Raw genomic sequence first — 23,581 nt, forward strand, 5'->3', positions numbered from 1 at the left:
TGGCCTAAAAGTTGCATCCATAACAATAAAATCAATAAGTTAACTAATTTAATAATGTTGCAAAACAGCTAAAAAAAAATTTGTCAAGATATTGTAAATATTTTGTCTTAGAAAGCAGGTGGTAAATTAAAGTCGTAAAATTATTTTAAGTGTGGGAGTTGCATGCTCTAAAAAAGGCAAATTCTGCACCAGGTATTAATGATTTCAGTATTAATGATTACAGACTTAGGAGTAAATGAGTTGAAAAACGGAAAATATATTTTGGATACATAAAAGAGGGTATCATTATGAACGACACAACATCCTTATTATCGCATATTAGATTACAATTTAACATTGAACACCCAAGTTATGAAGAATGTTATATTTTTGGGTATGAGTGTGCTTTGTCAGAGGTTCCTGAGGAGGATAATCCTTTCCGCGAAGGTTCTCAAGAAGCGGAACAATGGCTTGAAGGGTGGTGGGCAGGAATATATGGGGAAAAACCCTTATTTGATTTGAACAGCATCGAAGAAGACATTCTTTTAGATAAAACTAGAGCTGCAAATGATCAACAATATAATAGTAAAAACAGCTTCTTATCTTTAGTTTTTGAAATTGGTGGTGCGATAGCAGCTTCAGCGATAGTAGGTTATCAATTACTCGAGCTTGTAGCATGATGGTCGCATTCAATTGAAGAGCATGATGCAATGCTTCTTCAATTGGATAGAAGTTTTATCTCGATTGAACTCGGTTAGTCTTTAAATAATTTTAAAACCATTGATCTCATTCGTTCAATTTCTGAAGGGTTAAATTCTTTATAGAGTTCGCTGCCGATATCCAGGCAAACAGTAACTTTTTCTCCTAATCCTTTTAGCAGATCAACTCCAGACAGTTTCAGCAATTTGATTTGTTGGGTAATTTCAGTGGCCCAGTCATCAAGGTACTTCATTTCTGTGAATACAGGTAGAAAAACATTATTATTATCTTCTAAAAATAATACTTTGGGATTGTCATCATCAGAATCAGACTCAATTGGAATAATAAAGTTTGCCTTGATGAATTCCAGGTAAACCTTATTCGCCTCTTTTGAGTTCCCGGAAGACTCAAAGGCTTCTTTTATAGCCATGTTTAATTTATTCATCAAAGTGCCCCATAGTCTTAAAATAGGTTGAGAATTCGGTATATTAATTTATAAAAAAAGTTAAAACTGACACAGTTTGTTACTCAGTTGTTCTGCTTAAAATTTCTGAAGGCTGCTACTATCCAAAAAAATTAGCATAGTATCTTTTACGCTAGCACAAAATTACTTTAGAAATCCCTCGTTATCGTTTGGGAGGATGACAGGGTTAAGTGTAAAGGATACATAAAAATTTTTAGAAAACGATCAAGATTTGTTCGAGGTACATCGAACTCATCTGCAATTATCACAACATATCCTGGCAAAAATTAGAATTAGTTCTCCATTATCTGTTTGGATAACAGTATTCCTTAAAAATAGATTATATCCTAAATTCTGAACACCTTACCAATAGAATGAAGATATAAATAAACCATGTGTTGAAATAAGTTACAACAGCAGTATAATGTATCGTTACGATTGTAAATTTATTAACCATGTTTTAAATAAATACAGCATGTGGTGGTTATACCAATATGAGAATGTCTAAAGTTGAAGTTTATAAACGGAAAAATTATCTGGGTTTTGCCTGGTTAGTTTGGGGATTGGCTGCTGCTTTTTATTTTTCTGATTATTTAGCTAGAGTGGCGCCGGGTGTAATGCACCGATACTTACAAATAGATTTTGGTATTAATGAAGCAGGATTTGGTATATTGACCGCCTCATTCTATATCCCATATATTTTGATGCAAATCCCGGTGGGATTAACAGTTGATCGTTTAAGTATACGATGGTTATTGACTATTATGTCATTAGTAACTGCTTTTGGATGCTGTGTATTTGGTTTGGCAGATGGATTACTCACTGCATCTATTGGACGCATGCTGATTGGATTTAGTGCTGCTTTTGCATTTGTTTGTTCTCTTCGTTTGGCTACTTCCTGGTTTCCTCCAACCATGCTCGGTTTGCTATCAGGTTTAACTCAAGCATTAGGTATGCTTGGAGCTGCGGCCGGGGAAGCACCTGTTTCTTTTTTAGTTAGTAATGTTGGGTGGCGCCATAGCATGCTGATAATAGCATTTTTGTTTATTGCTTTGGCGGGTTTATTATATCAATTTATCCAGGACAAGCCTGGTGAGTACCGTAGTGAAATCCGCTCAGTCGATCGGATCAGCATATTTGAAAGTTTGAAGATTATTCTGTCAAGCAAACAAACTTGGCTTAATGCCATGTATGCGGGTTTTTTATTTGGACCAACGGCTGTGATTGGGGAAGCGATAGGACCTGCCTATTTACAATTTGGCCGCGGTTTAGGGGCTCATGCTGCTGCTTTTGCAACAGGGTTAATTTTTATAGGTTGGGGGATTAGTGGCCCGTTGTCAGGGTGGGTTTCCGATAGAATAGGGCGTCGAAAGCCATTGATGATTTTGTCGGCAGTATGTGGAGTAGTCTTAAGTACTTTGTTTGTCTTTATTCCCAATATGAGCCAGGCAACCGCTTATCTGCTATTTTTTGCTTTCGGTATTACGAATACCGGGGTTGCGATTGCTTATGCTGTTTCTACAGAAATACACGATAGAAATGTAGTCGGTACCTCAATTGCATTTACCAATATGACATCAATTTTTGTTGGTGCATTATTTCAACCTTTAGTGGGGCGTATAATAGACATGGTATCCGGTCCAAGAGCTTATAATGTTGAAACTTTATTATTGTCTGATTTTCAAGCAGGCTTAAAATTACTGCCTTTATGTTCCTTGGTTGCTTTAGTACTGGCTTTTACCATTAAAGAAACCTATTGTAAGCCATTAAGGCATTAAGTTGGAAAATGGATAGTTCTGTATTTAATGAATAACACATCGTTATGATCTGACCGTTTATTAAACGAGATCAAATTTTTGATACTTAATGAAAAATATTTTCATTAAGTATCTATCTTCTTGCATTAGACTGTCGCTTTTATGCTATTTACTGCTATACTTTTCGCGGCACTTTGCTGCGCTTGAGTAATGCTATTTGCAAATTAATAACATGGAGATAATAATGAAAAAACTTACAGGATTAGTAATTATCCTGGCTGTTTTAATCCTAGGTGGATATTATGGCATGGGGATTCTAACCGAAAGAACAGTGAAAAAGAACATTGAGGTAATTAATCAATCCAATGGACTTTTTGCTGATATTCAGGAATATAAAAGAGGTTGGTTTTGCTCTGATGCAATAGTGAAATGGCGTTTGCATGTACCTGAGAGAATAGTGACGGGTGATGATGGGAAATCGCAAACTATGCCTGCTCAAGATTACCAAATGGAAATGCCGATTAAAATTTATCATGGTCCTTTTATATACGCGAACAAGCAAATGCGCTTTGGAATGGGTTATGCTCAAACAGTATTTCCATTCCCTGAAAAATATAATCAACAATTCAATGAGCTTTTCTCTAAGGATTCAGAGAAACCTCAGTTAAATTTAAGTATTTTCGTAAATTATTTAAATAAAAGTACGGTTGAACTGGCTGTTCCTTCCTTTAAGTTAATTACTAAAGAAGGAAATGGTAAATTTGATTGGATGGGTATGGACAGTACGACTTCCATGTCTTCTAATTTGGAGAAAGTAGAAGGAGAAATTGAGTTCGATGGTGTTGAATTCTCTAAGGATGATACCAAACTTTCTTTAGGCAAAGTATCCAGCGAGTATGATTTACACAGAACACCTGCAGGATTGTATTTAGGTGAAGCAAGTTTTTCATTACCATCTCTTATTGTAGTCATTAAAGATCAAAAGATGTTTGAAATTAATGAATTTACATTAAGTTCAAGCAGTGATATTGAAGACAATCTCTTCAGTACCCACTTTAATGCTGTCTTAAAGTCTGTATTTGCCAATGGAAAAAATTATGGCCCTGGTGAAATTGAGATGTCTTTAAGAAATCTTGATGCTGAAGTATTAGGAAAAATTAATGAACAAGCTAATGCAATGCAAAGAGGTACTGATCAAGAGCGTCAACAAGCATTAATGGCAATGTTGCCAGAATTACCCAAGTTATTTAGCAAAGGAGCTGAATTTGAAATCTCTAAGCTAAGCCTCCAACTGCCACAAGGCATGATCGAAGGAAACTTGTTAATTACCTTACCTAAAGATGACAGTTCAAATCCCTTTGAATTGATTCAGAAAACGCAAGGTAATGCTAAATTAAAAATGCCAATTGAGGTAGTGAAGCAATTGATGCAACAATCCATTATGCAACAAATGGCAAAACAACCTGATATGCAACAAGCTTTAATTCAACAACTGCAAAGTGGCCAAGACCAAACAAACCAAACCGCACCTACATCAGACCAAATTGCTTCAATGCAAGTGGACAAGCAAATTCAAGAGTTGGAGCAATCTGGTTTAATTACGGTGGATGGTAAAGACTATGTAATTGAGATAAGCTTGAATCAAGGAAAATTCACTATTAATGGAAAGCCATTTGACCCATCTACGATGAAGTTTCAATAATTTGTGTTATGTGAGATAAGCTGTAGAAAACAGCTTATCCTCATTTTAATTCAATGTGAATTTAAACATAGCAATATTCAAGGTGTAAACGGTATAGATTGAATTTTAATACAGTTTTTTCTGTTCTGCCCTTGTCTCGTATTGCTCAATTCGGTAATATACCGTTTTTAAAAGGAGGAGCTAATAATAATGACAACAATCAGTAATGATGCAGGAGATACCACTGCTTCACTAGCCGAAAGCGTGACTCAATCCGTACAAAAATATTTTTCTGAGCTTAAGGGAACTGATCCTGTTGACTTATACCAGTTTGTACTTGAAGAAATTGAGACCCCTCTATTTCGTGCAGTAATGGAACATTGCAAGTATAATCAGTCCCGCGCTGCGATCATGCTGGGAATTAGTCGTGGAACTTTAAGAACTAAATTACGACGCTATTTTGATGATAAATACGTTGGTACAAGAGATTAATGCACATGGATAATAAAAAAGGGAGCCTTAGCTCCCTTTTTTATTATCCATGAATAGGTTTGATTTTACTCGGCAAACATTGAGCTTACTGACTCTTCAACGTTCACACGTTTAATCGCCTGAGCTAGCATATCAGCAAGGCTAACTACTCTAATTTTTTCACAATTTTGAGCTTCTGTTGATAAAGGTATGGTGTCAGTTACTACAACTTCATCAAGACCAGAATGTTTAATATTGCTCACAGCAGGGCCAGACAAAACAGGGTGAGTAATGTAAGCCCTAACGCTATGTGCTCCGCTTTTCTTGAGCTCGTGTGCGGCTGTGCAAAGCGTTCCGGCAGTATCCACTATGTCGTCCACAATGATACAATTTTTATTGGCGGGCTCACCAATAATGTGCATAACCTCTGATTTATTTGGGCCGCTACGACGCTTATCAATAATTGATAACTCGGCATCATTCAATCTTTTTGCAACGGCTCTGGCACGGACAACTCCACCCACATCAGGGGAGACGATCATGATATTATTTAATTTCTGTTTTGTTATATCTTCAAGTAATACAGGAGTTGAGTAAACGTTATCAACTGGCATGTAAAAAAAGCCTTGTATTTGATCGGCATGCAAATCAACAGTAAGTACACGACAAATTCCAACAGAAGCCATCATATCTGCGACAACTTTAGCAGTAATAGGGACACGGGCAGAGCGTACACGTCTATCCTGGCGTGCGTAACCAAAATAAGGAACAACGGCTGTAATACGTCCTGCCGATGATCTTCTTAAGGCATCAGCCATAATCAATAGTTCCATTAAGTTATTATTGGCAGGAGCACAAGTTGATTGAAGGACAAAAACATCCTTACCACGGACATTTTCTAAAATTTCAACCATAGTCTCTCCATCGCTGAAAGTACCAACAGTGGCTTTACCAATAGGTATTTGCAAATGAGAGGATATTTTTAGTGCTAATTCAGGGTTAGCATTCCCTGTAAAAATCATCATTGTGGACATGTGTAAAAAGCCTTAGATTTAGGTTAATCAATTAACTTAAACACATAGCAGAAGACAGCCAAAAAGATATTATTATTATTTGAGCGATACGAAGTATGCATCCTTCCAGGTTATCTTCTGCCGTCTGTTTACTTGCACCTAGATTCAACTTCATATTCTAGGTTGAATCAACAAGAAAATGGCAGGGGTGCTAGGATTCGAACCTAGGTATGCAGGGATCAAAACCCTGTGCCTTACCGCTTGGCGACACCCCTATAATTGTAGATTCTTAGTCATCCATGAGCTTAAAAATAGTATTCATCCCTGCAATGTGCTGCGTATTTTGCAGCGGTTTTTTAGCGATGTCAACTTTAGAAAGCAAATAAATTACAAGAATCGATTTATACAATCCAATTCTTAATCACTACCTTGACCATAATACCATTTCCTTCAAGACGAATCATACTCGGTAAGTCTATTCCTTTTACAGAAGTATATTTAGTGAAATCAATAGTGTAACCACTTTGTTTTAATTGTACCAAGTGGTTGTATTGATCATGCTTTTCTGATTGAACTCCACCGGGTGCTGGTAATCCTCTCACCCAGTAGTATAAATTGTTCACAGGTAGTCTGATACCAGTTTGTTTTAACAGTAATTCATCGGCGTTAGTTGATGTCGTTGTTTTGGGACCATCTTGAAATGTAATGGTGCCGCCTTTCTTGGTGATAAGGACAGTCCCACCACCTAAAGGACCCATTAAACGAATTTGGTAGGATCCGGCACCTTGTTGCACCCAATTCATAGTAGCAGACCAGCCTTTTGCTTTGGTTTTCGCAGCCATTGCACCTTTTATCTCCCACGAAGAAACAGTAGCTGTTTCAGCTTTACGCTCCTCAAGAGGAATTTCTCGGTTTGTAGGCGGCTCTTCTGAGGGTCGTGGGGGGGCACACGCCGTTAAAAAGCAAATTAATAGTATTGGTAAATGTTTTATTGCTTTCATTGCTGACCTCAATTCCATTTTTTTATAGTTTTTCAATTTACAATACGCTAGACTGCTTCCATATGCAATTGGTAATTTAACAAGATGAAACAAAAAGCAATTTATCCAGGAACATTCGATCCGGTAACTAATGGTCATGTGGACATTATTACTCGAGCCAGCACTATTTTTCCAGAGTTGATAGTAGCTGTGGCTAGTAATAAGGCCAAGCGTCCGTATTTATCTTTGGAAACAAGAATTAGTTTATTAGAGGAATCAATTGGACAATTACCTGGTGTGAAGGTAATAGGTTTTGATAATTTGTTAATTGACTTCGTTCTGGAACAAAATGCGGGTATTATTTTGCGAGGATTGAGAGCAGTTTCTGATTTCGAATACGAATTTCAACTCGCTGGAATGAACAGAAAACTATCTAAAAAGGTGGAAACCTTATTTTTAACCCCTGCAGAGCATTTGATGTATATTTCTTCTACTTTAGTTCGTGAAATTGCCGCTTTAAATGGGGATGTATCCCAATTTGTCCCTCCGTGCGTAGTTAAAGAATTAAAGAAGAGACAGAATGAAACGTCACTATAAATGGTTGAATGGTTTATTTTTATTAATTTGTAGTATTTCCCAAGTTAATGCAAAAACGTTCCCGACACATCCATTCGGCTACGCGGTAGCAAGTGCCCATCCTCTGGCAACTAATGCTGGATTGGAGATTTTAGCAGCAGGAGGAAACGCTTTTGATGCAGCAGTTGCGGTAGCAGCTGCCTTAGCCGTAGTAGAGCCCTATCATTCAGGACTTGGAGGAGGTGGTTTTTGGCTGCTCCACCAGGAAAAAGAACATTTAAATCTGTTTATTGATGGTAGGGAGGTTGCTCCCTTGGCAGCAAGTGAGGATATGTATTTGAGTTCTGATGGCCATGTAATCCCTGGCCTATCTTTAAATGGCGGTTTGGCTGCTGCTATCCCAGGGCAACCTGCCGCTATGGTCTATATAGCAAAGAAATATGGCCTTCTTCCTCTTAGTAAAACATTAGCTCCAGCTATTAAATTAGCAGAAGAAGGTTTTCCTGTAGATCCTCAACTCAGGTATTTTTCTACTCTGAGCGATAGATTAGAGAACCTGAAGAAATATCCCGATACAGCAGCTATTTTTTTAAAAAATGGGCAGCCTTTTGAAATTGGAGAGAGGCTTGTTCAAAAAGATTTGGCAAAAACCCTAACTCTGATTGCTAAACATGGCAGTGAAGGATTTTATTCAGGAGAAACAGCGACTCTTTTGGTTCAAGGAGTCAATGCGGCTGGCGGTATTTGGACTCTCGATGACTTGGCTCAATACAAGATTAAAGTGAGGGAGCCTTTAATTAGTGCTTATCACAATATGTTAATTATTACAGCACCCTTGCCTTCTGCTGGGGGTGTGGCACTAGTGACTATGTTGAATATATTATCCAAGTTCCCTTTGCCCTCATTTCCTAAAACAAAATGGGTGCATTACGTCGTTGAATCAATGAAATTGGCTTATTGGCAAAGAGATCAATTTTTAGGAGATCCCGATTTTATCAAGGTACCTCTTGATAAATTAGTTTCTTCGGATAATGCAAAACAATTGAGCAGTTTAATTTCACCTGATAAAGCCATAGACAGTAAAATCTTACAAGGCTCAATTCCCATTGGGAAAAATTCAAATACCACACATTTTTCAATTATTGATGCGGAAGGTAATCGAGTCTCTGCAACACTGACAATCAATTACATTTTTGGCTCAAGTGTGGTAGCGAAAGGCACTGGTGTATTATTGAATGATGAAATGGACGATTTCTCTTCCAAGGTTGGTGAGCAAAATGTTTTTGGTTTAGTAGGAAGTCATCGGAATGCCATAGCCCCAGGAAAAAGACCTTTGTCCAGTATGACACCTACTTTTCTGGAAATGCCAGGTCGAGTAGCCATTTTAGGAACACCTGGAGGCAGCCGAATTCCTACTATGGTTTTACTTGCGACATTATCATTTTATGATGGATATGGAGCCATCAGTATGGTTTCAGCGATGCGATTTCATCACCAATATTTGCCAGATGTTTTGCAATTTGAGCCAGATACCTTCCCTGCTCCAATTCAAAAGGGGTTACAGGCTATGGGGTACCATTTAATGCCGTTAAAGCAGTATTATGGTGACATGCAGGCGATTACCTGGGATAAGGAAAGCAATGTATTAACAGCGGCTTCTGATCCGAGACACATTGGTTTAGCTGCTGCGATTGTTAATATGGCTTATGGGTATGGAGTAAATTATTAAGGATTGTTAATCCTTTTATTTTTCTCCTGTTAACTCTTTTATTGATCGATATGTTTGGTCAATCAATTCATCTTTATTTTCGGCCGTAAATTGAGAAGCATCGATAGGTTTACCAACGTGTATTTCAGCTTTTTGATTCAAATGGATATTAAAAGTACGGGCAGGAAGGATATCAAAAGCACCTCGAATTCCAATAGGTATTATGGTCGCTTTCGCTTGTATGGCAGTAATAAATCCACCTTTTTTGAATGGTGCAAGTTTACCGTCTTTTGATCGAGTTCCTTCTGGGGCAATCCAGAGAATAATGCCACTTTCCATCAACTGCTGGGCATACTCCAGATCTTTTATAGCTTGAAATCTGTTTTTTCTATCAATAAAAGGGAATTCCGCGGCAGCCATCCCTTTTCCTAAAAGAGGGACTTTGGAAAGTTCTCGCTTGGCAAGCATGCGAATGGAGTTATTAGGAAAGGCTTTAAATCCTAAGGGTATGTCGTATGCACTAGAATGATTACACATAAGAATCGTTGCTTTTCCAGGCTGAGGCTGAACATTATGGGGGTTGATAACTTTATATTCTACTTTAACGGCGTTTAAAAGTTGGTCAACCCAATGATGAATGACGTGATCGACCCATGGCCTCGTGGGGGTACTAAAAAGATATTTAAATATAGACCGGGTGCAAGCAACACCTGTGTAATAAAATAAACTGGTAATTGTCCAAAAAGTTTTTAATCGGCTTATTTTCATTGTTACGGCGCATGGGATTATTAGAGGGTCATCATACAACAAGTTGAAGCATACTGGAACGATTCAAAATTTTAATAATTTACCTGAAATGGGGCTGTTTTTATAAAAAATGCATTTTGGCAAATATAGATTCCAATGCATTTCGAATGAAGGCGTGCAAGAAGAGATTTTAACTTGTTGGTAATGAAAAAACCTCCTCATGACTGTATTTCTCTGTACCATTCAAGCGGTGTATTTTAGACCAAAGATGGAAATGAACAGTAAGGTAAGGAATAGCAGGCGGAAAACAGACAGATGTTCTTGAAAGAGTAATACTCCCATAATGGCTGTGCCGAGGGCACCGATCCCTACCCATACCGCATACGCAGTTCCAATAGGTAATGTTTGGGTAGCTTTCGCTAATAAAAACATACTGGCAACCAGTGCAATACCTGTAAATAGGCTTGGTACCCATTTCGAAAAACCGTCGGTATATTTTAAACCTACAGCCCAACAGACTTCCAAAAGTCCAGCGAAAAATAAACAAAGCCATGGTAATAGCATGACGACTCCTTTTTAAATGATTAAAGGCGTCGTCTTGTCTTAACCGGGTACGGCGCGTCTCGTCCGGAGAAGTTATTTTTTAGCATATCACTGTCTTCAGGGCAATAATTCTCTCTATTTAAATTGGATGGTATGGGATAGGTTTATAACTCAGCTAACAATAACTCATCAATAATACGATAGGATTTTTGGGCTTCTACGGCATTTGTATCTGCAATGCCTGCTGCTACGATTAATGCTTTCCATAAAGTCCATGCTCGACCACGAGCCCAAGTGTCCTTGTCCAAAGGAAGCATTTCATGGAAGATTCTTCTGCTGTCTCCTTCGAATAAGGTCCATGCAATAGCAAGGTCACAGGCCGGATCACCAACTGACAACTGCCCAAAATCGATAACAGCGCATAGTTTGCTATTTTTAACCAGAAGATTACCTGCGCTGATGTCACCATGTACCCAAACGGGCGTATTTTGCCAAGAGGTAGTCAGAGCGGTTTTCCAAATGTCAGTGGCATGGTCTGTATCAATTTTTCCTTTTAAACAATCAATGGCTTGTCGGGTTTCGGGATCATAAATTTTCAGGTCCCCACCACGATAAAAGCTGTGAAAGCCGGATTCAGGACCCCCTGTTGCATCAATTTGATGAAGGGCGGTGAGAAACTCTGCCAGATCCTTTGCTATTTCATTCAAAGCAGATAAATTGGCAGAAGCAATGGTTTTACCTTCAAGCCAACGATAAATGGACCACTTCCATGGATATCCTTCACCAGGCATGCCCATTCCCAAAGGCATGGGGATGGGAGCAGGCAGGAAAGGAGCTAACTTTGGGAGCCACGTTTGCTCCTTTTCAACCTGCAACTCATATTCCTCAGCACTGGGAAGTCGTACAAGCATTTGTTTTCCAAGATGAAAAGTCCTGTTATCCCATCCACTGACAGCAACAGGGCTAACAGGTAGATTAGAGTAATGAGGAAATTGAGAGGCTATTAAACGACAAACCAGTTTTTCATCAATGATTAATGGTTGAATCAAAATGATATCCCAAAGTGTTATTATTCAAGAATAATATGATTATTTTTAAATTTATCCTATCCTTTTATTTGGGGTTGTTAAGGCTAATATAATGAAGCACAGCAATTGAACCAATAATTAGAAGATGATACCTTAATATTTACGAAAGAGTTAAGTTGTTTTGCGGGTGTAGTTCAATGGTAGAACTTCAGCTTCCCAAGCTGATAGCGTGGGTTCGATTCCCATCACCCGCTCAATGAAATAATCTTTCTTGTCTTGATAAGCCCCATGAGCTGTGGCTCAGATATACTTCTGAACCAGCTTTTCTTGATACACGCTGTATAAGACTTAACGATACTCTAAACTCATCATCAAAAAACCACAAAATGCCGCATTGCTGGGCGCTAGAGATTTTTCAACTTTCGCTTTCATTTGATTAATGATGTTTCTATAAGATTCATAGAACTCCCAGGAAGGTGTCGGATTGTATACGAGATCAAGATTCAGCTCTTTAATGATATTCTTAGTGGTCATAGGTTTTATAAACACATCTATTTCAGGATTATAGTAAGCCTGAAGAATGGTCATCAAAGTCCACTTTGCCAATTTTGCGCTTTGGAATTGAAAAAGAAGCTCTTCAAAACCTTCTTGTTTTTTTCCATGCAACAATTCTTTTAATCCTTTTGCAATGAGTGCTTTATCGTTTGAAGGGATCCTTTTAATAAAATCCCTAAATTTAGGCTTTTCAAATATTGAAATCATAGAGGATTGAGTAACAATCTTTACCATGGCATTAGTGATGTCATCAGGGTTTTTAAAGTGTTGTTTAGCAAAACTTTCTTGAGCCAAAGCAACCATCTTGCCCATTTTATGTTTTTTACCAATTTCAACCATTTCAGGATGGTTGAATCCCCCAGGATATCTTTCCATAAAATCAGATTCTGCTTTTTTAAGTCTGTTGATGTCCATAATTTAACCTTTTGTCACAATATTGGAATTTATTGGGAAATAAAAATTGTTATCCATGGTCATTTTATCACATATATTATGCAATGATTGGTTGGCAATGTGGACAAAATGCGGAGTGCCGTCCAGCAATTACAATAGTTTCTATTTTATTTTCGCATTCCAAACAAGCCATATTTTTCCTGCCATAAACTTGTAAAGAAAAACTAAAATACCCCGGTTTACCATCAGAGGAATAGAAATCACGAAGTGTCGTTCCTCCTGCTTCTATGGCGGATTGAAGTATCTTTTTGATGTGCCCGGTTAGTGAGTTAAACTCCTTGCTACTAATTTTTTTTGCAGAAGTGTTTGGATGTATTTTGGCAAGGAAAAGACTCTCTGTTGCATAAATATTGCCGACTCCCACCACAACTCGGCTATCCATGATGAACGATTTGATGGGTTGTGATTTATTGGTGGCTCTATGCAATAAGTATTCGCTATTAAAATCATCGGAAAGGGGTTCTGGCCCTAAATGAGAGAGGAGAGGGTGTTGATATGGATTTTCATCTATATAAATAAATAAACCAAATCGTCTTGGATCGCAAAATCTTAGAGCAAGTCCGTTGTTCATTAGCAGTTCAATATGATCATGTTTTTGATAGCTTGCTGTGTGGGGGACAATACGCAAATGTCCGGACATTCCAAGATGGATGAGAATGTAGCCTTGGTTAAGGTGAAGCAAGAGATATTTTCCTCTGCGTCGAATGGCAGTTATTTGCTTCCCTCTGCATAATTCATCAATATTTACCGGAATGGGTAACCGGAGTTTGTGATTACGTATTTGAATTGCAGAAATGATATGTCCTTCCAGATGGGGTTTAATACCTTGCTTTGTTGTTTCGACTTCAGGTAGTTCAGGCATTATTTTTTATCATCATGTTCTATAATTCTACCTTGTTCTTTTTGATTTGATTTACTTGGAAAGAAATATTCTTTAGCTAATGCTCCAAGCCAGAGTATTCCCCCAATAATGATGCCCCAAATAGCCACATAAAAAAACATAAACAATAAGGCTATGAATAATGCGATAGCAACACCAAATACTATGAAAGGTACAATATTTTCAATCAATTTCTGAACTTTATCGCTCATATTTTTATCCTAATAAAATAAGATGATTAAATTTATTATCGACTACATGATGAAATCATGCAATGAAATGATAAAAAATGTGTTATCATTAAACATATATATGTATATATTGATTCTATAACTTAGGGATAAAACACATTTATCTTTAAAGTATAGATATTTTTATAATTCCGTACAATGTGGGGTTATTATGGTATTCGGCTTTTTAGACCTGTCTTTTTGGGGATATGTTCTTGCAACTTTTATCCTGACTCAAATCACAATAGCATCTGTTACACTCTATCTTCATAGGAATCAAACTCATAGAGCGCTAACATTACATCCTATCGTCAGTCATTTTTTCCGTTTTTGGTTATGGTTAACCACAGGCATGGTTACTGCTGATTGGGTTGCTATCCATCGTAAACACCATGCAACAACGGATGTCGAAGGTGATCCTCATAGTCCTGTGGTTGAAGGGATTAGGAAGGTATTTTGGCAGGGTGCCGAACTCTATAGAGAGGCACGTAAAGACAGGGATATGGTTGCCAAATATTCTCATGGCACACCAACAGATTGGTTAGAGCGTAAGGTATATTCTCGTCATTCAAGCAAAGGCATTTTGCTGATGTTACTACTGAATTTATTTTTCTTTGGAATTCCTGGAATAACAATATGGGCAATTCAAATGATTTGGATTCCGCTTTTTGCTGCAGGAGTAGTTAATGGTATCGGTCACTATTGGGGATACAGGAATTTTGAATGCCCTGATGCTGCTACCAATATAATTCCTTGGGGATTTTGGATCGGTGGAGAAGAGTTACATAATAATCATCACACCTTTGCTTCCTCTGCCAAATTTTCAGTGAAATGGTGGGAGTTTGATATTGGCTGGATGTATATTCGCATTCTTTCTTTTTTTAGATTGGCTAAAGTGAAAAAATTACCCCCCAAATTGGCTATGGATGAAAGAAAATTCCATGTGGATCTGGATACAGTTAAAGCGGTTATTTCAAATCGTTTTCAAGTGATGTCCAATTACTATAAGAATGTCATCAGGCCTATTTTGAAGTATGAAAAAAACACCAGTATTGAAACAAAAGAAGATAAAAAGTTGTTTCAACGGGCAGGTAGGTTACTGCGTCGAGAGGATAAACTTTTATCAACAAAAGCTAAAACTCGTTTGCAAAGATTGCTCGATGCTCGCGAACAATTGAGAGTGGTTTATTCTTACAAGCAATCGTTACAAAATGTTTGGTTGAAAACCGCAACGACTCAAAAAGAATTAGTAGAAGCATTACAGCAATGGTGTCGCCAAGCCGAGGAGTCTGGCCTTGAGGTGTTAAAGCAATTTGCTCAACAACTGAAAGGGTATGTACCTGTATATACCAGGGAGTGAAGTGTTTTCACTCCCAATTATATGATACCTATATTCTAGTGGTGGCATATAAAATCATTGGGGAAAACAACAGCAACGCTATTGTTGGAACCATTCAATATAACATTTCCAGCTTTCAGTACGCATTCACCAATGGGTTGGGCACGATTAGCAGTGAAACTTGGTGATGTGTAATATCTAGTAGCGCTGATAGTATAAGGCAGAGGGGAGCAAATTAATTTTCCTATAATTTTAGGAGAGCTGCCTCCTTGTAAAATAATTGACTTACTAATCCCATCGTCATTAGTTATATTAAATGCAACACTTTGATCAAGTTGAACAGGAGGACTGGAAACAGCCACTTGAACTTCACAGGAATCATCTTTAGCAAAGCCATGTTGTGAAAGAGTTATTGAAACTATTGATAGTGTTGTAACTAGAAATTTATTAAACATAATACCCTCATTCGATGAATATCGTTTCCAATAGTAAAGAAACACTGATACACGATGCTTAATTAAAAGCGGGTTCAGAGTATCTTTATTCCATTTTTAATGCAAATCAGCTGTTATTAACATCAGATCAATATCAAGTTATTTTAGTTTAATATCGCACCTATTGATTAAATTATTATCATTGTGAGCTGGTAAATACTTGTGAAATTATTGAATTAAAAAACTCTCTCTGCTTCGAACTCACATTAACTAAAGAAAAAAGCAGAATGTCATCCCGAACAAAGTGAGGGAATTCCATTATGTAGCATGCTGCTACGCAAAACAGATCCCTCACTTTGTTCGGGATGACATGCATAGATGAATAGAGTTTTGTCATCATTAAACATCAATATCACTTCAATGGTAGTAACAATTTCGTTCAGCAAGAATTTTTAATTGGTTTATATAGATATCCAACGAGTAATTTTTACCATTATTTAAGTCCTAAAATAGGTTTTTTAATTCCTGAGGATATAACACTTCTTTCCCATTCCATTTCACGATCCTAGCTCCAGCTGTTATTAATTCTTTTTTGGCTGAATTCCATACCCAAGGATATTTGTAGAAAGGAATTCGAGGATAAAGATGATGGATAAGGTGCAAATTTTGGCAAAGAAATAATGGAGACATTATTTTTGCAGCATAAGGTTTAATTGAAGTAGCTCGAAATTCATTATCACTGGCTTTCACATCGTGAGGATAATGAGGAAGAAAATCAAAAGCCAGAGCTAGCCATGTGGTAGCAATTCGCCCTGGAATTATCCAGAGAAGCAAGGTCCATAACAAATAGCCTTTAAATATTAAAAGACTAATCAAACTGACACCTGCTAGAGAAGTAATAAAAAGTTCTTGTTTTTCTTTTGCCGGGCGAGTGTTCCATTTTTTTGAATACCACACAAGATAGTGTAAATCCAAGGTAACCCAACGTAATGGTAAGGTCCATTTTCTCCCATTACCACACCATTCATCAGGGTCATTGCCCCCTCCTTCATTGGTGAAACGATGATGTTGCATATGTATAAAGCGAAAAACACGTATACCTGCTATTGGAGATAATATAAATGCAGAGATTGAGCCTAGTGATTCATTTATCCATTGAATTTGTGACAAGGAGCGATGCGATGCATCATGAAGTACCGTAAATAACATAAATTGAGCTATTGCATTACAGAGAAGAGCTAGTCCTACAGGCATTGAAATTTGAATGGTTGAATAGATTGAGAAAGTAAACATACTGCAAGCAAGGAAAAAGAGACTTAGAGTTGGCCATGCTGTATGAGGTGGTTGCAATCCTTTTTTGTTGTCCATTTCCCATTGTTTTAATGAGGTTTCCATGTGTTAAATTCCATGTTTGTACTGACCAAATAATACTCAATAATAAAATAGCTGAATTATTATTGTCAACTTAGTATCATATAGATGGCATTGACAAGTAAGTGAAATTGGATTGTAGTAATGTTACCTAGCAACAAAAGGAGTTGTCGATGGATAGAATGATAGCAATTGTAACTGGGGGGACAGGTGGTATTGGTTCTGCCATTAGTCAGCGTTTGGCTGATAGTTATCAAGTAGTGGCATGCTACTACAAAGATGGAAGACATGAGGAAGCCAAAAAATGGCAAGATGAGCAAAAAGAATTTGGTTATGACATTGATATTGTTTATGGCGATATAGCCCAATACAGTGATTGTGAAAAAATAATCTCTCTTGTTATGGAGCGTTATGGGCGAATAGATGTTTTGGTTAATAACGCAGGTATTACCAAAGACTGTAGTTTGCGGAAAATGACGCCTCAGCAATGGCAACAGGTTTTGGATGCGAACTTAACTAGTGTATTTAATATGACACGGAATGTGGTTCCAGTCATGTTGGAAAGAGGATATGGACGTATAGTTAGTATTTCTTCAATTAATGGGAGAAAAGGACAATTTGGTCAATGCAATTATGCTTCAACCAAGGCGGCATTATTTGGTTTTACCAAGAGTCTTGCATTAGAAGTAGCAAGTAAAGGTATTACAGTAAATACTGTCTCACCAGGGTATATTGAAACCCCTATGTTGGCTGCAGTGAAAGAAGAAGTGCTCAATTCAATCATATCTAGTATCCCAGTGGGTCGATTAGGATATCCAAGAGAAATTGCTGATGCGGTTGCGTTTTTGGCGTCGCCAGATAGTGGGTTTATTACTGGAGCAAACCTGGATGTCAATGGAGGTCAATACATGTAGCCAGGGTGTTATTTACCTCTATAAAGTTTCTGGATTGTTTTGTGAACGTACATCAAATGTTGACAATACATTTTGGTCCTTTGATATAGTGACTGCCCATAATTTGTTATTTATAAATATAAAATAGGCTTCCATTTCAACTCATGAATTGGAGACAGAGAGAAACTAAAAGAGAAATTCATGCTGAATAATAACGTTGTATTGATTACCGGTGGTACTGGCGATATAGGTACGGCTGTTGCTAAACAATTAGATTCAACATTTAAACATGTCATTGCTTTGGATTTGATCTCTAATGATCAAGGGCAAGCTTGGCTTCAAGACTTGAAGGAGCAGGGGTATAAAAATGTTACATTCAGGCATATGGATGTTACTGATTATGAACAATGTAGCGAAGTAATAGGATTAATTATCGAAAAATTTGGCAGCATTGATGTGTTGATTAATAATGCAGGAATTACTCGAGATGCAGTATTTACTAAAATGACTAAAAAGCAATGGGATGAAGTATTGCGTGTCAACCTTGATGGCATGTTTAATGTGACTAAACAAGTTGTTGAAAGCATGAAAGCACAGGAGTCCGGTCGAATAGTCAATGTGTCCTCGGTTAATGCCCAGAAAGGGCAATTTTCTCAAGCGAACTATGCTGCTTCAAAAGCAGGAGTATATGGATTTACCAAAAGTCTTGCCCAGGAATTAATGATAAAAAATATTACCGTCAATAGTATTTCTCCGGGCTATGTCAATACTCGTCTCATGAAAGGTATTAGACCAGATATTCTTGATGGGATTATCAATTTAATACCGGCAAAAAGATTAGCTGAGCCCCAGGAAATTGCTTGGGCCATTGAATTTTTAATTAGTGAAAAAAGTCGTTACATCACTGGAGCAAATCTTAGTGTTAATGGTGGTTTGCATATGTATTAATTTATTTAATTTAAAATCAATTCAGACATACCAAGCGAGATTATTAATGAGTTGAAATGTAAAATAGTAATCTTGCATGGTAGTTTGTGATTAAGTTTTTAAATTTAATACCTGAGAAGACAATGACTCGCCTGATAAAAAAATATAAAAATCGAAGACTATATGATACCGAGATTAGTCAATACATTACTGTGGATCAGCTACAAAAATACGTAGTAGATGGTATCGATTTTAAAATAGAGGACTCTGAGACAGGAAAGGATCTAACCAATTCTATCCTATTGCAGATCATAGTCGAAATGGAAGCAGGCCCGACTCAATTTTTATCCTCTGAAATTTTACGTCAAATCATTTCCTTAGCTAATCATCCAATGCATGTTTCTTTTAAGGAAATGATGGAACAAATGTTTCAGGTTATGGATAAACCTTTACAAAATAATCCTTATCAACAAGCCACTGAAGCTTGGAACAAGCAAATGCAAAAAATAATGGGGCAATGGCAAAAAATGTTTAAAGTTTAAAAAGAATTATTTCACTCTATCCCTATATCAAAGTAAGTTGGGCTAAGCTGTCGAACAATGATCAATTCAACTATTACTGAAATATCCTAATAAACGCACAAAAATACTAAAATAAGATAGTCAGTAGATATTTTGGTGCATTGCAAAAAAAAATTAGATAATATGTTGACAAATAATCAATAAAAGGTCTAATATTATATTGTGCAATGCAACATAACGGAGAATACCATGACCCAATACAATTTTGAAAGATGGAGCGAAATGGCTAAAAAAATACAAGAACCTTTCCAAGCCATAGCGGAATTGAATGTTAAAACCCTACAAGGTTTAAGCTATTTAAAACCAGATGAATTAGCTCAAGTTAAAAAACCTGAGGAAATGTTAGAAAAACAAATTAATCTTGCTGTTGAAAACGGCCACAAGGCTTTGGATTATATGCAAAAATCTTTTCAAATTATTGAAAAAGCCATGTTAAGTCTTGTGCAAGAAGCTAAAAAAAATACTGCTGAAATAAAGAAATAATGTCTCAAAAGGCTTATTTTATTCCAAATAAGCCTTTTTTATTTTCAACTTTCCTTGTCCAATAGATGATAATCGGAGTTCCCACGATTGTTGGGCCTAGCCATAGAAAAATTGGTTGACTAAAATTTATATTGGTTACTAAAAAGGCAGTATAAGCTGCTATGGTACCACCCAGCATTGCTCCAAGATGCCTGGTAATACGAATAGAGTTAGAGATAGATTTCTTATAATATAGCCTTGCGTCATTCAAGCTAAAGCTCATGCCTAAGAGCCCAAACACAATAAGTACTATAGATTGGGAATCATTGACGTTAAAATTCCATATTCCCAATGCTACCATGATTAAAGAAGCGGCGATCATACTGAAACAAACAATCCAATCTGATATTGGAATTATATTGTCATGGCGTCGAGCATATCTTTTTCCACTGTATACTAAATAATAACTAAAAAGGGCAATTAAAAATAGAAACAGGTTTTTTTTGATTAGGGACATAGGTATTGCGGTAATAAAAACGCCGGTCATTCCGTAGAAAAAATAACGGCCATAGCGTTTATGTTGGGCACTTCCTTTTTTAGTGGCAATAGCCGCTAAAGAACAGGACATGCTGGTGCTGCCACTCAAAATATGAATTAACAATAAGAGATTAAATATCATGGTTTGCCTAATTTATTGAACATCAAAGAGCCTGCATCCACTTGAAACAGGTTTCGCGGGTAAGACTACCTGAACATTAATTCCTTTTATGGTTGGGCTACTTCGCGCCTTGTTAAGGTAATCAATTAATGGAACATCAACTACTTTACCATATTGAGAAGAAGCTTGCCTGAAATACAATTCATTGTTAATCCAGATTGCAAAGCCTAAATGAGAAATATCTAATGCTGTTCCTATTTGTTTACGTAAGTCCCAATTAGGTCTAACAATTTCTATGATAGCTCCATTAGGGATTTGCGAAAACAGATAAAAATTGGGTTTATTTTCTGAAAATAAAGCGGTGAAAGGAATATAAGGGACATTAGAAAGAGTCGTTTCCAGTTTTTTCCCTTTGGTTTTTAATTCCATCAAACGTTTTTCTTGTTCATTTTTATCCTCTTTGCTTAATCGTATGGTGTCGATTGTTTTATGTTCATACCAGTCAGGTTTGTTAATTAATGCATTGGCAAATAGAGCAACTGATTGTTTTTGTTCATTTTTGATTGATAAAGTGATGTCTTTAAGTAAACCTCTTTGCTGGTTAGAGTTATTCCAGTCAATAGAAGTAAAATGATTTCTGTTTATGTAGGATCCCTTTCCATTTTTATAGCGAGTATGTTTTAAACATTCCTGGAATGACTCCAGAGAATTAGCCAAAGCTAAAGACAGTACTGTATTGACATAAGTATCACAGTCGAACCCATCAACTCGATACCTGGGAAATTGGTCATAGCGGGCATTGGGGCCTTCACCCAAAGAGCCGAGTATGTATTTTGTTCCTTTAAAGTATGCACTGATTTGGTCTATTCTATCTGCCATAGAAGTGTTCGGCATGGCATTAAGTGTATGATATAGTTTCTTAATTGAGAAATTCGCTTGTTCTTCAATAGTGGCTGAATTACCAGCAAGCTGGGTGGTGGGTTGAACCAATCCCGTATCGGCTTGCTCATCAATAGTAGTTGAGTTAACGCTATAACTGGGGATGCTGGTAATAAAACAAGCGAAACATAGTAGGTATTTTAAGGAAGCTAGAGTGTATTTCATAAGCCCTAATTTGTATTATAAACCTGATTTTGGTTATATATTAACCTTTTTCAGAGGCTGGAGGCAATAATGCTCAATCTAATATGGCTAGGAATGATATTGGTTTCAGTAGTCGTCGGTATTATTGAAGGGCGTATCGATGAAGTGGTACGAGCAGTTACTGACTCAGCCAAACTAGGATTTGAACTGGCACTTGGTTTAGCAGGAATAATGACTTTATGGTTAGGAATAATGTCTATTGCAACGGAATCTGGGTTGGTTGCTATCCTGGGTAAAGTACTCAAGCCAATATTAAAACGCCTATTTCCAGATATACCCTCTGAACATCCTGCAATGGGTGCAATAGTAATGAATATTGCTGCAAATATGTTGGGTCTTGCTAATGCCGCAACTCCTTTCGGATTGCAGGCAATGAAAGAACTTCAGAGTCTTAATCAAAATTTGAAAGTCGCAACCAATTCCATGTGTACTTTTTTAGCAATCAATACTTCGAGTGTTCAACTAATTCCCGCTACCGCCATCGCATTTCTTGCTGCAAACGGAAGTACAAATCCCAGTAGCGTTATCTTTAGCTCTTTGATTGCCACCACTGTTTCCACGATTGTAGCGATAGTGGCTGTAAGGCAATTAGCTAAATTACCAAGATTTAAAATTGAAAGGACCGATAGCTTATGAGCGGATTCGCTAACCATTTATCCAATTGGATGTTCTTAATTTTCATTGTTGGTATTCCTGCGTATGCTGCATTTAAAAAAGTAAACGTATTTGATGCTTTTATAATTGGTGCAAAACAAGGTTTTGATGTGAGTGTTAGTCTTATACCTTATTTAGTTGCAATGATGGTTGCTATTGGAATGTTAAGGGCTTCAGGATTTTTTTCTTTAATGAATCAGCTTCTGTCCCCTGTTTTAGCTATGATAGGAATGCCTTCTGAATTATTACCCTTAGCACTTGTCAGACCTTTCTCAGGGAGTGCATCAACGGGAGTAATGGCAGAATTGATTCATAAGTTTGGTGGTGATTCATTTATAGCAAAAACTGCTGCAACAATGATGGGAAGTACTGAAACCACTTTTTATGTGATAGCTGTTTATTTTGGATCAATAGGAATCAGAAGAACCAGACATGCTATCCCTGCAGGATTATTGGCTGATTTGGCAGGAATCATTACCTCGGTTTTAATTTGTCGTTATTTATTTAGATGATAATTAATTTGGATTCGATATAAAACTTGCAATTTCATCCAGGTCATTAAACGCAGATTATCCTTAAAGAGTTTGGAGTTTTTCGTAAGTCCTGAGAATGTTTGTTCTGATCGTTTCAATTGTTTTTCAAGATACTTGATGTGTGGAGATAATGATTCAAATCGAACTGTTTACCCTACATCAATATTCTTTTTTCCTTTGCTGGCTAGTTGTGCTTGTTCAAAAAGTTTTAAACGCGCTAAAAGTGTGCTGGCTTTTGCTTTAAATGCAGCCAGTTCTTTCGTAGGTACTGGAGAGGCAGTAGGCAAACTTATCGTCGTTGGGTTTCTTGGTTGATTATTAACATGAAGTTCATAGTGACAGTGAGGTCCAGTTGCTAGACCAGTTTGACCTACATAGCCGATTACCTGACCTCGTTTTACTTTACTACCTCTTGAAAGCCCCTTCTGAAACTTGAGTAAATGGCCATAAATAGTACTGTATGTTTTATCATGTTTAATTTTAATCATATTTCCATAGCCATTATGCCTATCAATGATAGTAATCACTCCATCTCCAGTAGCATGAATTGGGGTGCCTATTGGAGCTGCTAAATCGATACCTTTATGCGCTCTTCTGTAACGTAGAACGGGATGGTATCTCGATAAAGCAAATGTGGAACTTATGTGACTAAATTTTATTGGATAGCGGGTGAAGGCTTTCTTAAAGCTCGTGCCTTGAGGAGTAAAATATTCTTGGTCACCATGAGTATTTATATGACGAATTGCTTGATAGGTTTTACCACGATTGGTATAGGTCACAGCCAGAATATCGCCAACACCAACCATTTTATCTTCAATATAAT

27 protein-coding genes, 2 tRNA genes and 1 riboswitch (1 of these 30 only partly in view) are annotated in these 23,581 nt (G+C 37.1%); of the genes, 14 read left to right on the forward strand and 15 right to left on the reverse strand.

Features of this window, described 5'->3' with window-relative positions; translation table 11 throughout:
* Window positions 1-287: 287 nt before the first annotated feature.
* Window positions 288-659, forward strand: a complete 372-nt coding sequence (locus tag ACZ5EK_RS02835; protein ID WP_464431305.1) for a transmission trait enhancer LetE — start codon at window positions 288-290, stop codon at window positions 657-659.
* Window positions 660-733: 74 nt separating this feature from the next.
* Here the strand turns inward: ACZ5EK_RS02835 and ACZ5EK_RS02840 are convergent, their stop codons facing one another.
* Window positions 734-1,123: an SseB family protein gene (locus tag ACZ5EK_RS02840; protein ID WP_464431306.1), complete on the reverse strand. Its 390-nt coding sequence runs from the start codon at window positions 1,121-1,123 to the stop codon at window positions 734-736.
* Window positions 1,124-1,635: 512 nt separating this feature from the next.
* Here ACZ5EK_RS02840 and ACZ5EK_RS02845 point away from each other — a divergent pair.
* The 3 genes from ACZ5EK_RS02845 (at window position 1,636) to ACZ5EK_RS02855 (ending at window position 5,071) form a co-directional block, all read left to right on the forward strand.
* Window positions 1,636-2,919, forward strand: coding sequence for an MFS transporter (locus tag ACZ5EK_RS02845; RefSeq protein WP_464431307.1), 1,284 nt, complete (start codon window positions 1,636-1,638; stop codon window positions 2,917-2,919).
* A gap of 223 nt (window positions 2,920-3,142) precedes the next feature.
* On the forward strand, window positions 3,143-4,600 hold the full coding sequence (locus ACZ5EK_RS02850; protein WP_464431308.1) for a YdgA family protein: 1,458 nt from the start codon (window positions 3,143-3,145) through the stop codon (window positions 4,598-4,600).
* 189 nt (window positions 4,601-4,789) lie between these two features.
* Window positions 4,790-5,071 carry a helix-turn-helix domain-containing protein gene (locus ACZ5EK_RS02855; RefSeq protein WP_010946289.1) on the forward strand — a complete coding sequence of 94 codons (282 nt, stop codon included), beginning with the start codon at window positions 4,790-4,792 and terminating at the stop codon, window positions 5,069-5,071.
* 65 nt (window positions 5,072-5,136) lie between these two features.
* On the opposite strand, the gene ACZ5EK_RS02860 is transcribed toward ACZ5EK_RS02855, so the two are convergent.
* The 3 genes from ACZ5EK_RS02860 to lolB form a co-directional block, all read right to left on the reverse strand.
* Window positions 5,137-6,084: a ribose-phosphate pyrophosphokinase gene (locus ACZ5EK_RS02860; RefSeq protein WP_464426433.1), complete on the reverse strand. Its 948-nt coding sequence runs from the start codon at window positions 6,082-6,084 to the stop codon at window positions 5,137-5,139.
* A 179-nt stretch (window positions 6,085-6,263) separates the two neighbouring features.
* Window positions 6,264-6,338: transfer RNA gene (locus ACZ5EK_RS02865), tRNA-Gln, on the reverse strand.
* A gap of 126 nt (window positions 6,339-6,464) precedes the next feature.
* Window positions 6,465-7,064 carry a lipoprotein insertase outer membrane protein LolB gene (gene lolB / locus ACZ5EK_RS02870; protein WP_464431309.1) on the reverse strand — a complete coding sequence of 200 codons (600 nt, stop codon included), beginning with the start codon at window positions 7,062-7,064 and terminating at the stop codon, window positions 6,465-6,467.
* Between the two features lie 84 nt (window positions 7,065-7,148).
* Between lolB and coaD the strand changes: the two genes are divergently transcribed.
* Both coaD and ggt read left to right on the forward strand, forming a co-directional pair.
* Complete coding sequence (coaD, locus tag ACZ5EK_RS02875) at window positions 7,149-7,640, forward strand: pantetheine-phosphate adenylyltransferase (protein WP_464431310.1); 492 nt, start codon at window positions 7,149-7,151, stop codon at window positions 7,638-7,640.
* Complete coding sequence (gene ggt / locus ACZ5EK_RS02880; protein WP_464431311.1) at window positions 7,624-9,348, forward strand: gamma-glutamyltransferase; 1,725 nt, start codon at window positions 7,624-7,626, stop codon at window positions 9,346-9,348. Before coaD ends, ggt begins: the two co-directional genes overlap by 17 nt.
* Window positions 9,349-9,363: 15 nt before the next feature.
* Here the strand turns inward: ggt and ACZ5EK_RS02885 are convergent, their stop codons facing one another.
* The 3 genes from ACZ5EK_RS02885 to ACZ5EK_RS02895 all read right to left on the reverse strand — a co-directional run bounded on the left by ACZ5EK_RS02885 (window position 9,364) and on the right by ACZ5EK_RS02895 (window position 11,663).
* Window positions 9,364-10,095, reverse strand: a complete 732-nt coding sequence (locus tag ACZ5EK_RS02885; RefSeq protein WP_464431312.1) for a lysophospholipid acyltransferase family protein — start codon at window positions 10,093-10,095, stop codon at window positions 9,364-9,366.
* Window positions 10,096-10,317: 222 nt separating this feature from the next.
* On the reverse strand, window positions 10,318-10,638 hold the full coding sequence (locus ACZ5EK_RS02890) for a DMT family transporter (protein WP_464431313.1): 321 nt from the start codon (window positions 10,636-10,638) through the stop codon (window positions 10,318-10,320).
* Window positions 10,639-10,661: 23 nt separating this feature from the next.
* Window positions 10,662-10,727, reverse strand: a riboswitch (guanidine-III (ykkC-III) riboswitch).
* Between the two features lie 54 nt (window positions 10,728-10,781).
* A complete protein-coding gene (locus ACZ5EK_RS02895; RefSeq protein ID WP_464432438.1) occupies window positions 10,782-11,663 on the reverse strand; it encodes an aminoglycoside phosphotransferase family protein in 882 nt (293 codons plus the stop codon).
* Window positions 11,664-11,828: 165 nt separating this feature from the next.
* On the opposite strand from ACZ5EK_RS02895, the gene ACZ5EK_RS02900 reads away from it, so the two are divergent.
* Window positions 11,829-11,899: transfer RNA gene (locus tag ACZ5EK_RS02900), tRNA-Gly, on the forward strand.
* Between the two features lie 94 nt (window positions 11,900-11,993).
* On the opposite strand, the gene ACZ5EK_RS02905 is transcribed toward ACZ5EK_RS02900, so the two are convergent.
* The 3 genes from ACZ5EK_RS02905 to ACZ5EK_RS02915 form a co-directional block, all read right to left on the reverse strand.
* Entirely contained in the window at window positions 11,994-12,614 is a 621-nt protein-coding gene (locus ACZ5EK_RS02905; RefSeq protein ID WP_464431314.1) for a hypothetical protein, read from the reverse strand.
* A 76-nt stretch (window positions 12,615-12,690) separates the two neighbouring features.
* Window positions 12,691-13,515: a bifunctional DNA-formamidopyrimidine glycosylase/DNA-(apurinic or apyrimidinic site) lyase gene (gene mutM, locus ACZ5EK_RS02910; RefSeq protein ID WP_464431315.1), complete on the reverse strand. Its 825-nt coding sequence runs from the start codon at window positions 13,513-13,515 to the stop codon at window positions 12,691-12,693.
* Window positions 13,515-13,745, reverse strand: a complete 231-nt coding sequence (locus ACZ5EK_RS02915) for a hypothetical protein (protein ID WP_464431316.1) — start codon at window positions 13,743-13,745, stop codon at window positions 13,515-13,517. Before ACZ5EK_RS02915 ends, mutM begins: the two co-directional genes overlap by 1 nt.
* A 190-nt stretch (window positions 13,746-13,935) precedes the next feature.
* On the opposite strand from ACZ5EK_RS02915, the gene ACZ5EK_RS02920 reads away from it, so the two are divergent.
* On the forward strand, window positions 13,936-15,123 hold the full coding sequence (locus ACZ5EK_RS02920) for a DesA family fatty acid desaturase (protein ID WP_464431317.1): 1,188 nt from the start codon (window positions 13,936-13,938) through the stop codon (window positions 15,121-15,123).
* 35 nt (window positions 15,124-15,158) lie between these two features.
* Here ACZ5EK_RS02920 and ACZ5EK_RS02925 read toward each other — a convergent pair whose 3' ends face one another.
* Window positions 15,159-15,557 carry a hypothetical protein gene (locus ACZ5EK_RS02925; protein ID WP_464431318.1) on the reverse strand — a complete coding sequence of 133 codons (399 nt, stop codon included), beginning with the start codon at window positions 15,555-15,557 and terminating at the stop codon, window positions 15,159-15,161.
* 483 nt (window positions 15,558-16,040) lie between these two features.
* The gene (locus ACZ5EK_RS02930) at window positions 16,041-16,931 is read right to left on the reverse strand and encodes a fatty acid desaturase (RefSeq protein ID WP_464431319.1); all 891 of its coding nucleotides are present in this window, start codon (window positions 16,929-16,931) and stop codon (window positions 16,041-16,043) included.
* A 149-nt stretch (window positions 16,932-17,080) separates the two neighbouring features.
* Here ACZ5EK_RS02930 and phbB (ACZ5EK_RS02935) point away from each other — a divergent pair, with 149 nt between their 5' ends.
* The 4 genes from phbB (ACZ5EK_RS02935) to ACZ5EK_RS02950 all read left to right on the forward strand — a co-directional run bounded on the left by phbB (ACZ5EK_RS02935) (window position 17,081) and on the right by ACZ5EK_RS02950 (window position 19,791).
* The gene (phbB, locus tag ACZ5EK_RS02935; RefSeq protein ID WP_464431320.1) at window positions 17,081-17,821 is read left to right on the forward strand and encodes an acetoacetyl-CoA reductase; all 741 of its coding nucleotides are present in this window, start codon (window positions 17,081-17,083) and stop codon (window positions 17,819-17,821) included.
* A gap of 180 nt (window positions 17,822-18,001) precedes the next feature.
* Window positions 18,002-18,748, forward strand: coding sequence for an acetoacetyl-CoA reductase (phbB, locus tag ACZ5EK_RS02940; protein WP_464431321.1), 747 nt, complete (start codon window positions 18,002-18,004; stop codon window positions 18,746-18,748).
* A gap of 122 nt (window positions 18,749-18,870) precedes the next feature.
* Window positions 18,871-19,269 (forward strand): polyhydroxyalkanoate synthesis regulator DNA-binding domain-containing protein, encoded by a 399-nt coding sequence (locus ACZ5EK_RS02945; RefSeq protein ID WP_464432439.1) that lies wholly within the window; start codon window positions 18,871-18,873, stop codon window positions 19,267-19,269.
* A 228-nt stretch (window positions 19,270-19,497) separates the two neighbouring features.
* Window positions 19,498-19,791: a phasin family protein gene (locus ACZ5EK_RS02950; protein ID WP_464431322.1), complete on the forward strand. Its 294-nt coding sequence runs from the start codon at window positions 19,498-19,500 to the stop codon at window positions 19,789-19,791.
* Window positions 19,792-19,804: 13 nt separating this feature from the next.
* On the opposite strand, the gene ACZ5EK_RS02955 is transcribed toward ACZ5EK_RS02950, so the two are convergent.
* Window positions 19,805-20,449 carry a hypothetical protein gene (locus ACZ5EK_RS02955; RefSeq protein ID WP_464431323.1) on the reverse strand — a complete coding sequence of 215 codons (645 nt, stop codon included), beginning with the start codon at window positions 20,447-20,449 and terminating at the stop codon, window positions 19,805-19,807.
* Window positions 20,450-20,461: 12 nt separating this feature from the next.
* On the reverse strand, window positions 20,462-21,532 hold the full coding sequence (locus ACZ5EK_RS02960; protein ID WP_464431324.1) for an N-acetylmuramoyl-L-alanine amidase-like domain-containing protein: 1,071 nt from the start codon (window positions 21,530-21,532) through the stop codon (window positions 20,462-20,464).
* Window positions 21,533-21,601: 69 nt separating this feature from the next.
* Here ACZ5EK_RS02960 and ACZ5EK_RS02965 point away from each other — a divergent pair, with 69 nt between their 5' ends.
* Complete coding sequence (locus ACZ5EK_RS02965) at window positions 21,602-22,207, forward strand: nucleoside recognition domain-containing protein (protein ID WP_464431325.1); 606 nt, start codon at window positions 21,602-21,604, stop codon at window positions 22,205-22,207.
* Window positions 22,204-22,737 (forward strand): spore maturation protein, encoded by a 534-nt coding sequence (locus ACZ5EK_RS02970; RefSeq protein WP_464431326.1) that lies wholly within the window; start codon window positions 22,204-22,206, stop codon window positions 22,735-22,737. Before ACZ5EK_RS02965 ends, ACZ5EK_RS02970 begins: the two co-directional genes overlap by 4 nt.
* Before the next feature lie 170 nt (window positions 22,738-22,907).
* Here ACZ5EK_RS02970 and ACZ5EK_RS02975 read toward each other — a convergent pair whose 3' ends face one another.
* On the reverse strand, window positions 22,908-23,581 hold the 3' end of the coding sequence (locus tag ACZ5EK_RS02975) for a peptidoglycan DD-metalloendopeptidase family protein (protein ID WP_464431327.1). It continues 769 nt past the right edge of the window; the window shows 674 of its 1,443 coding nt (coding positions 770-1,443); its start codon lies off the right edge, out of view; its stop codon occupies window positions 22,908-22,910.

Source organism: Legionella sp. JM-2024 (assembly GCF_055389095.1).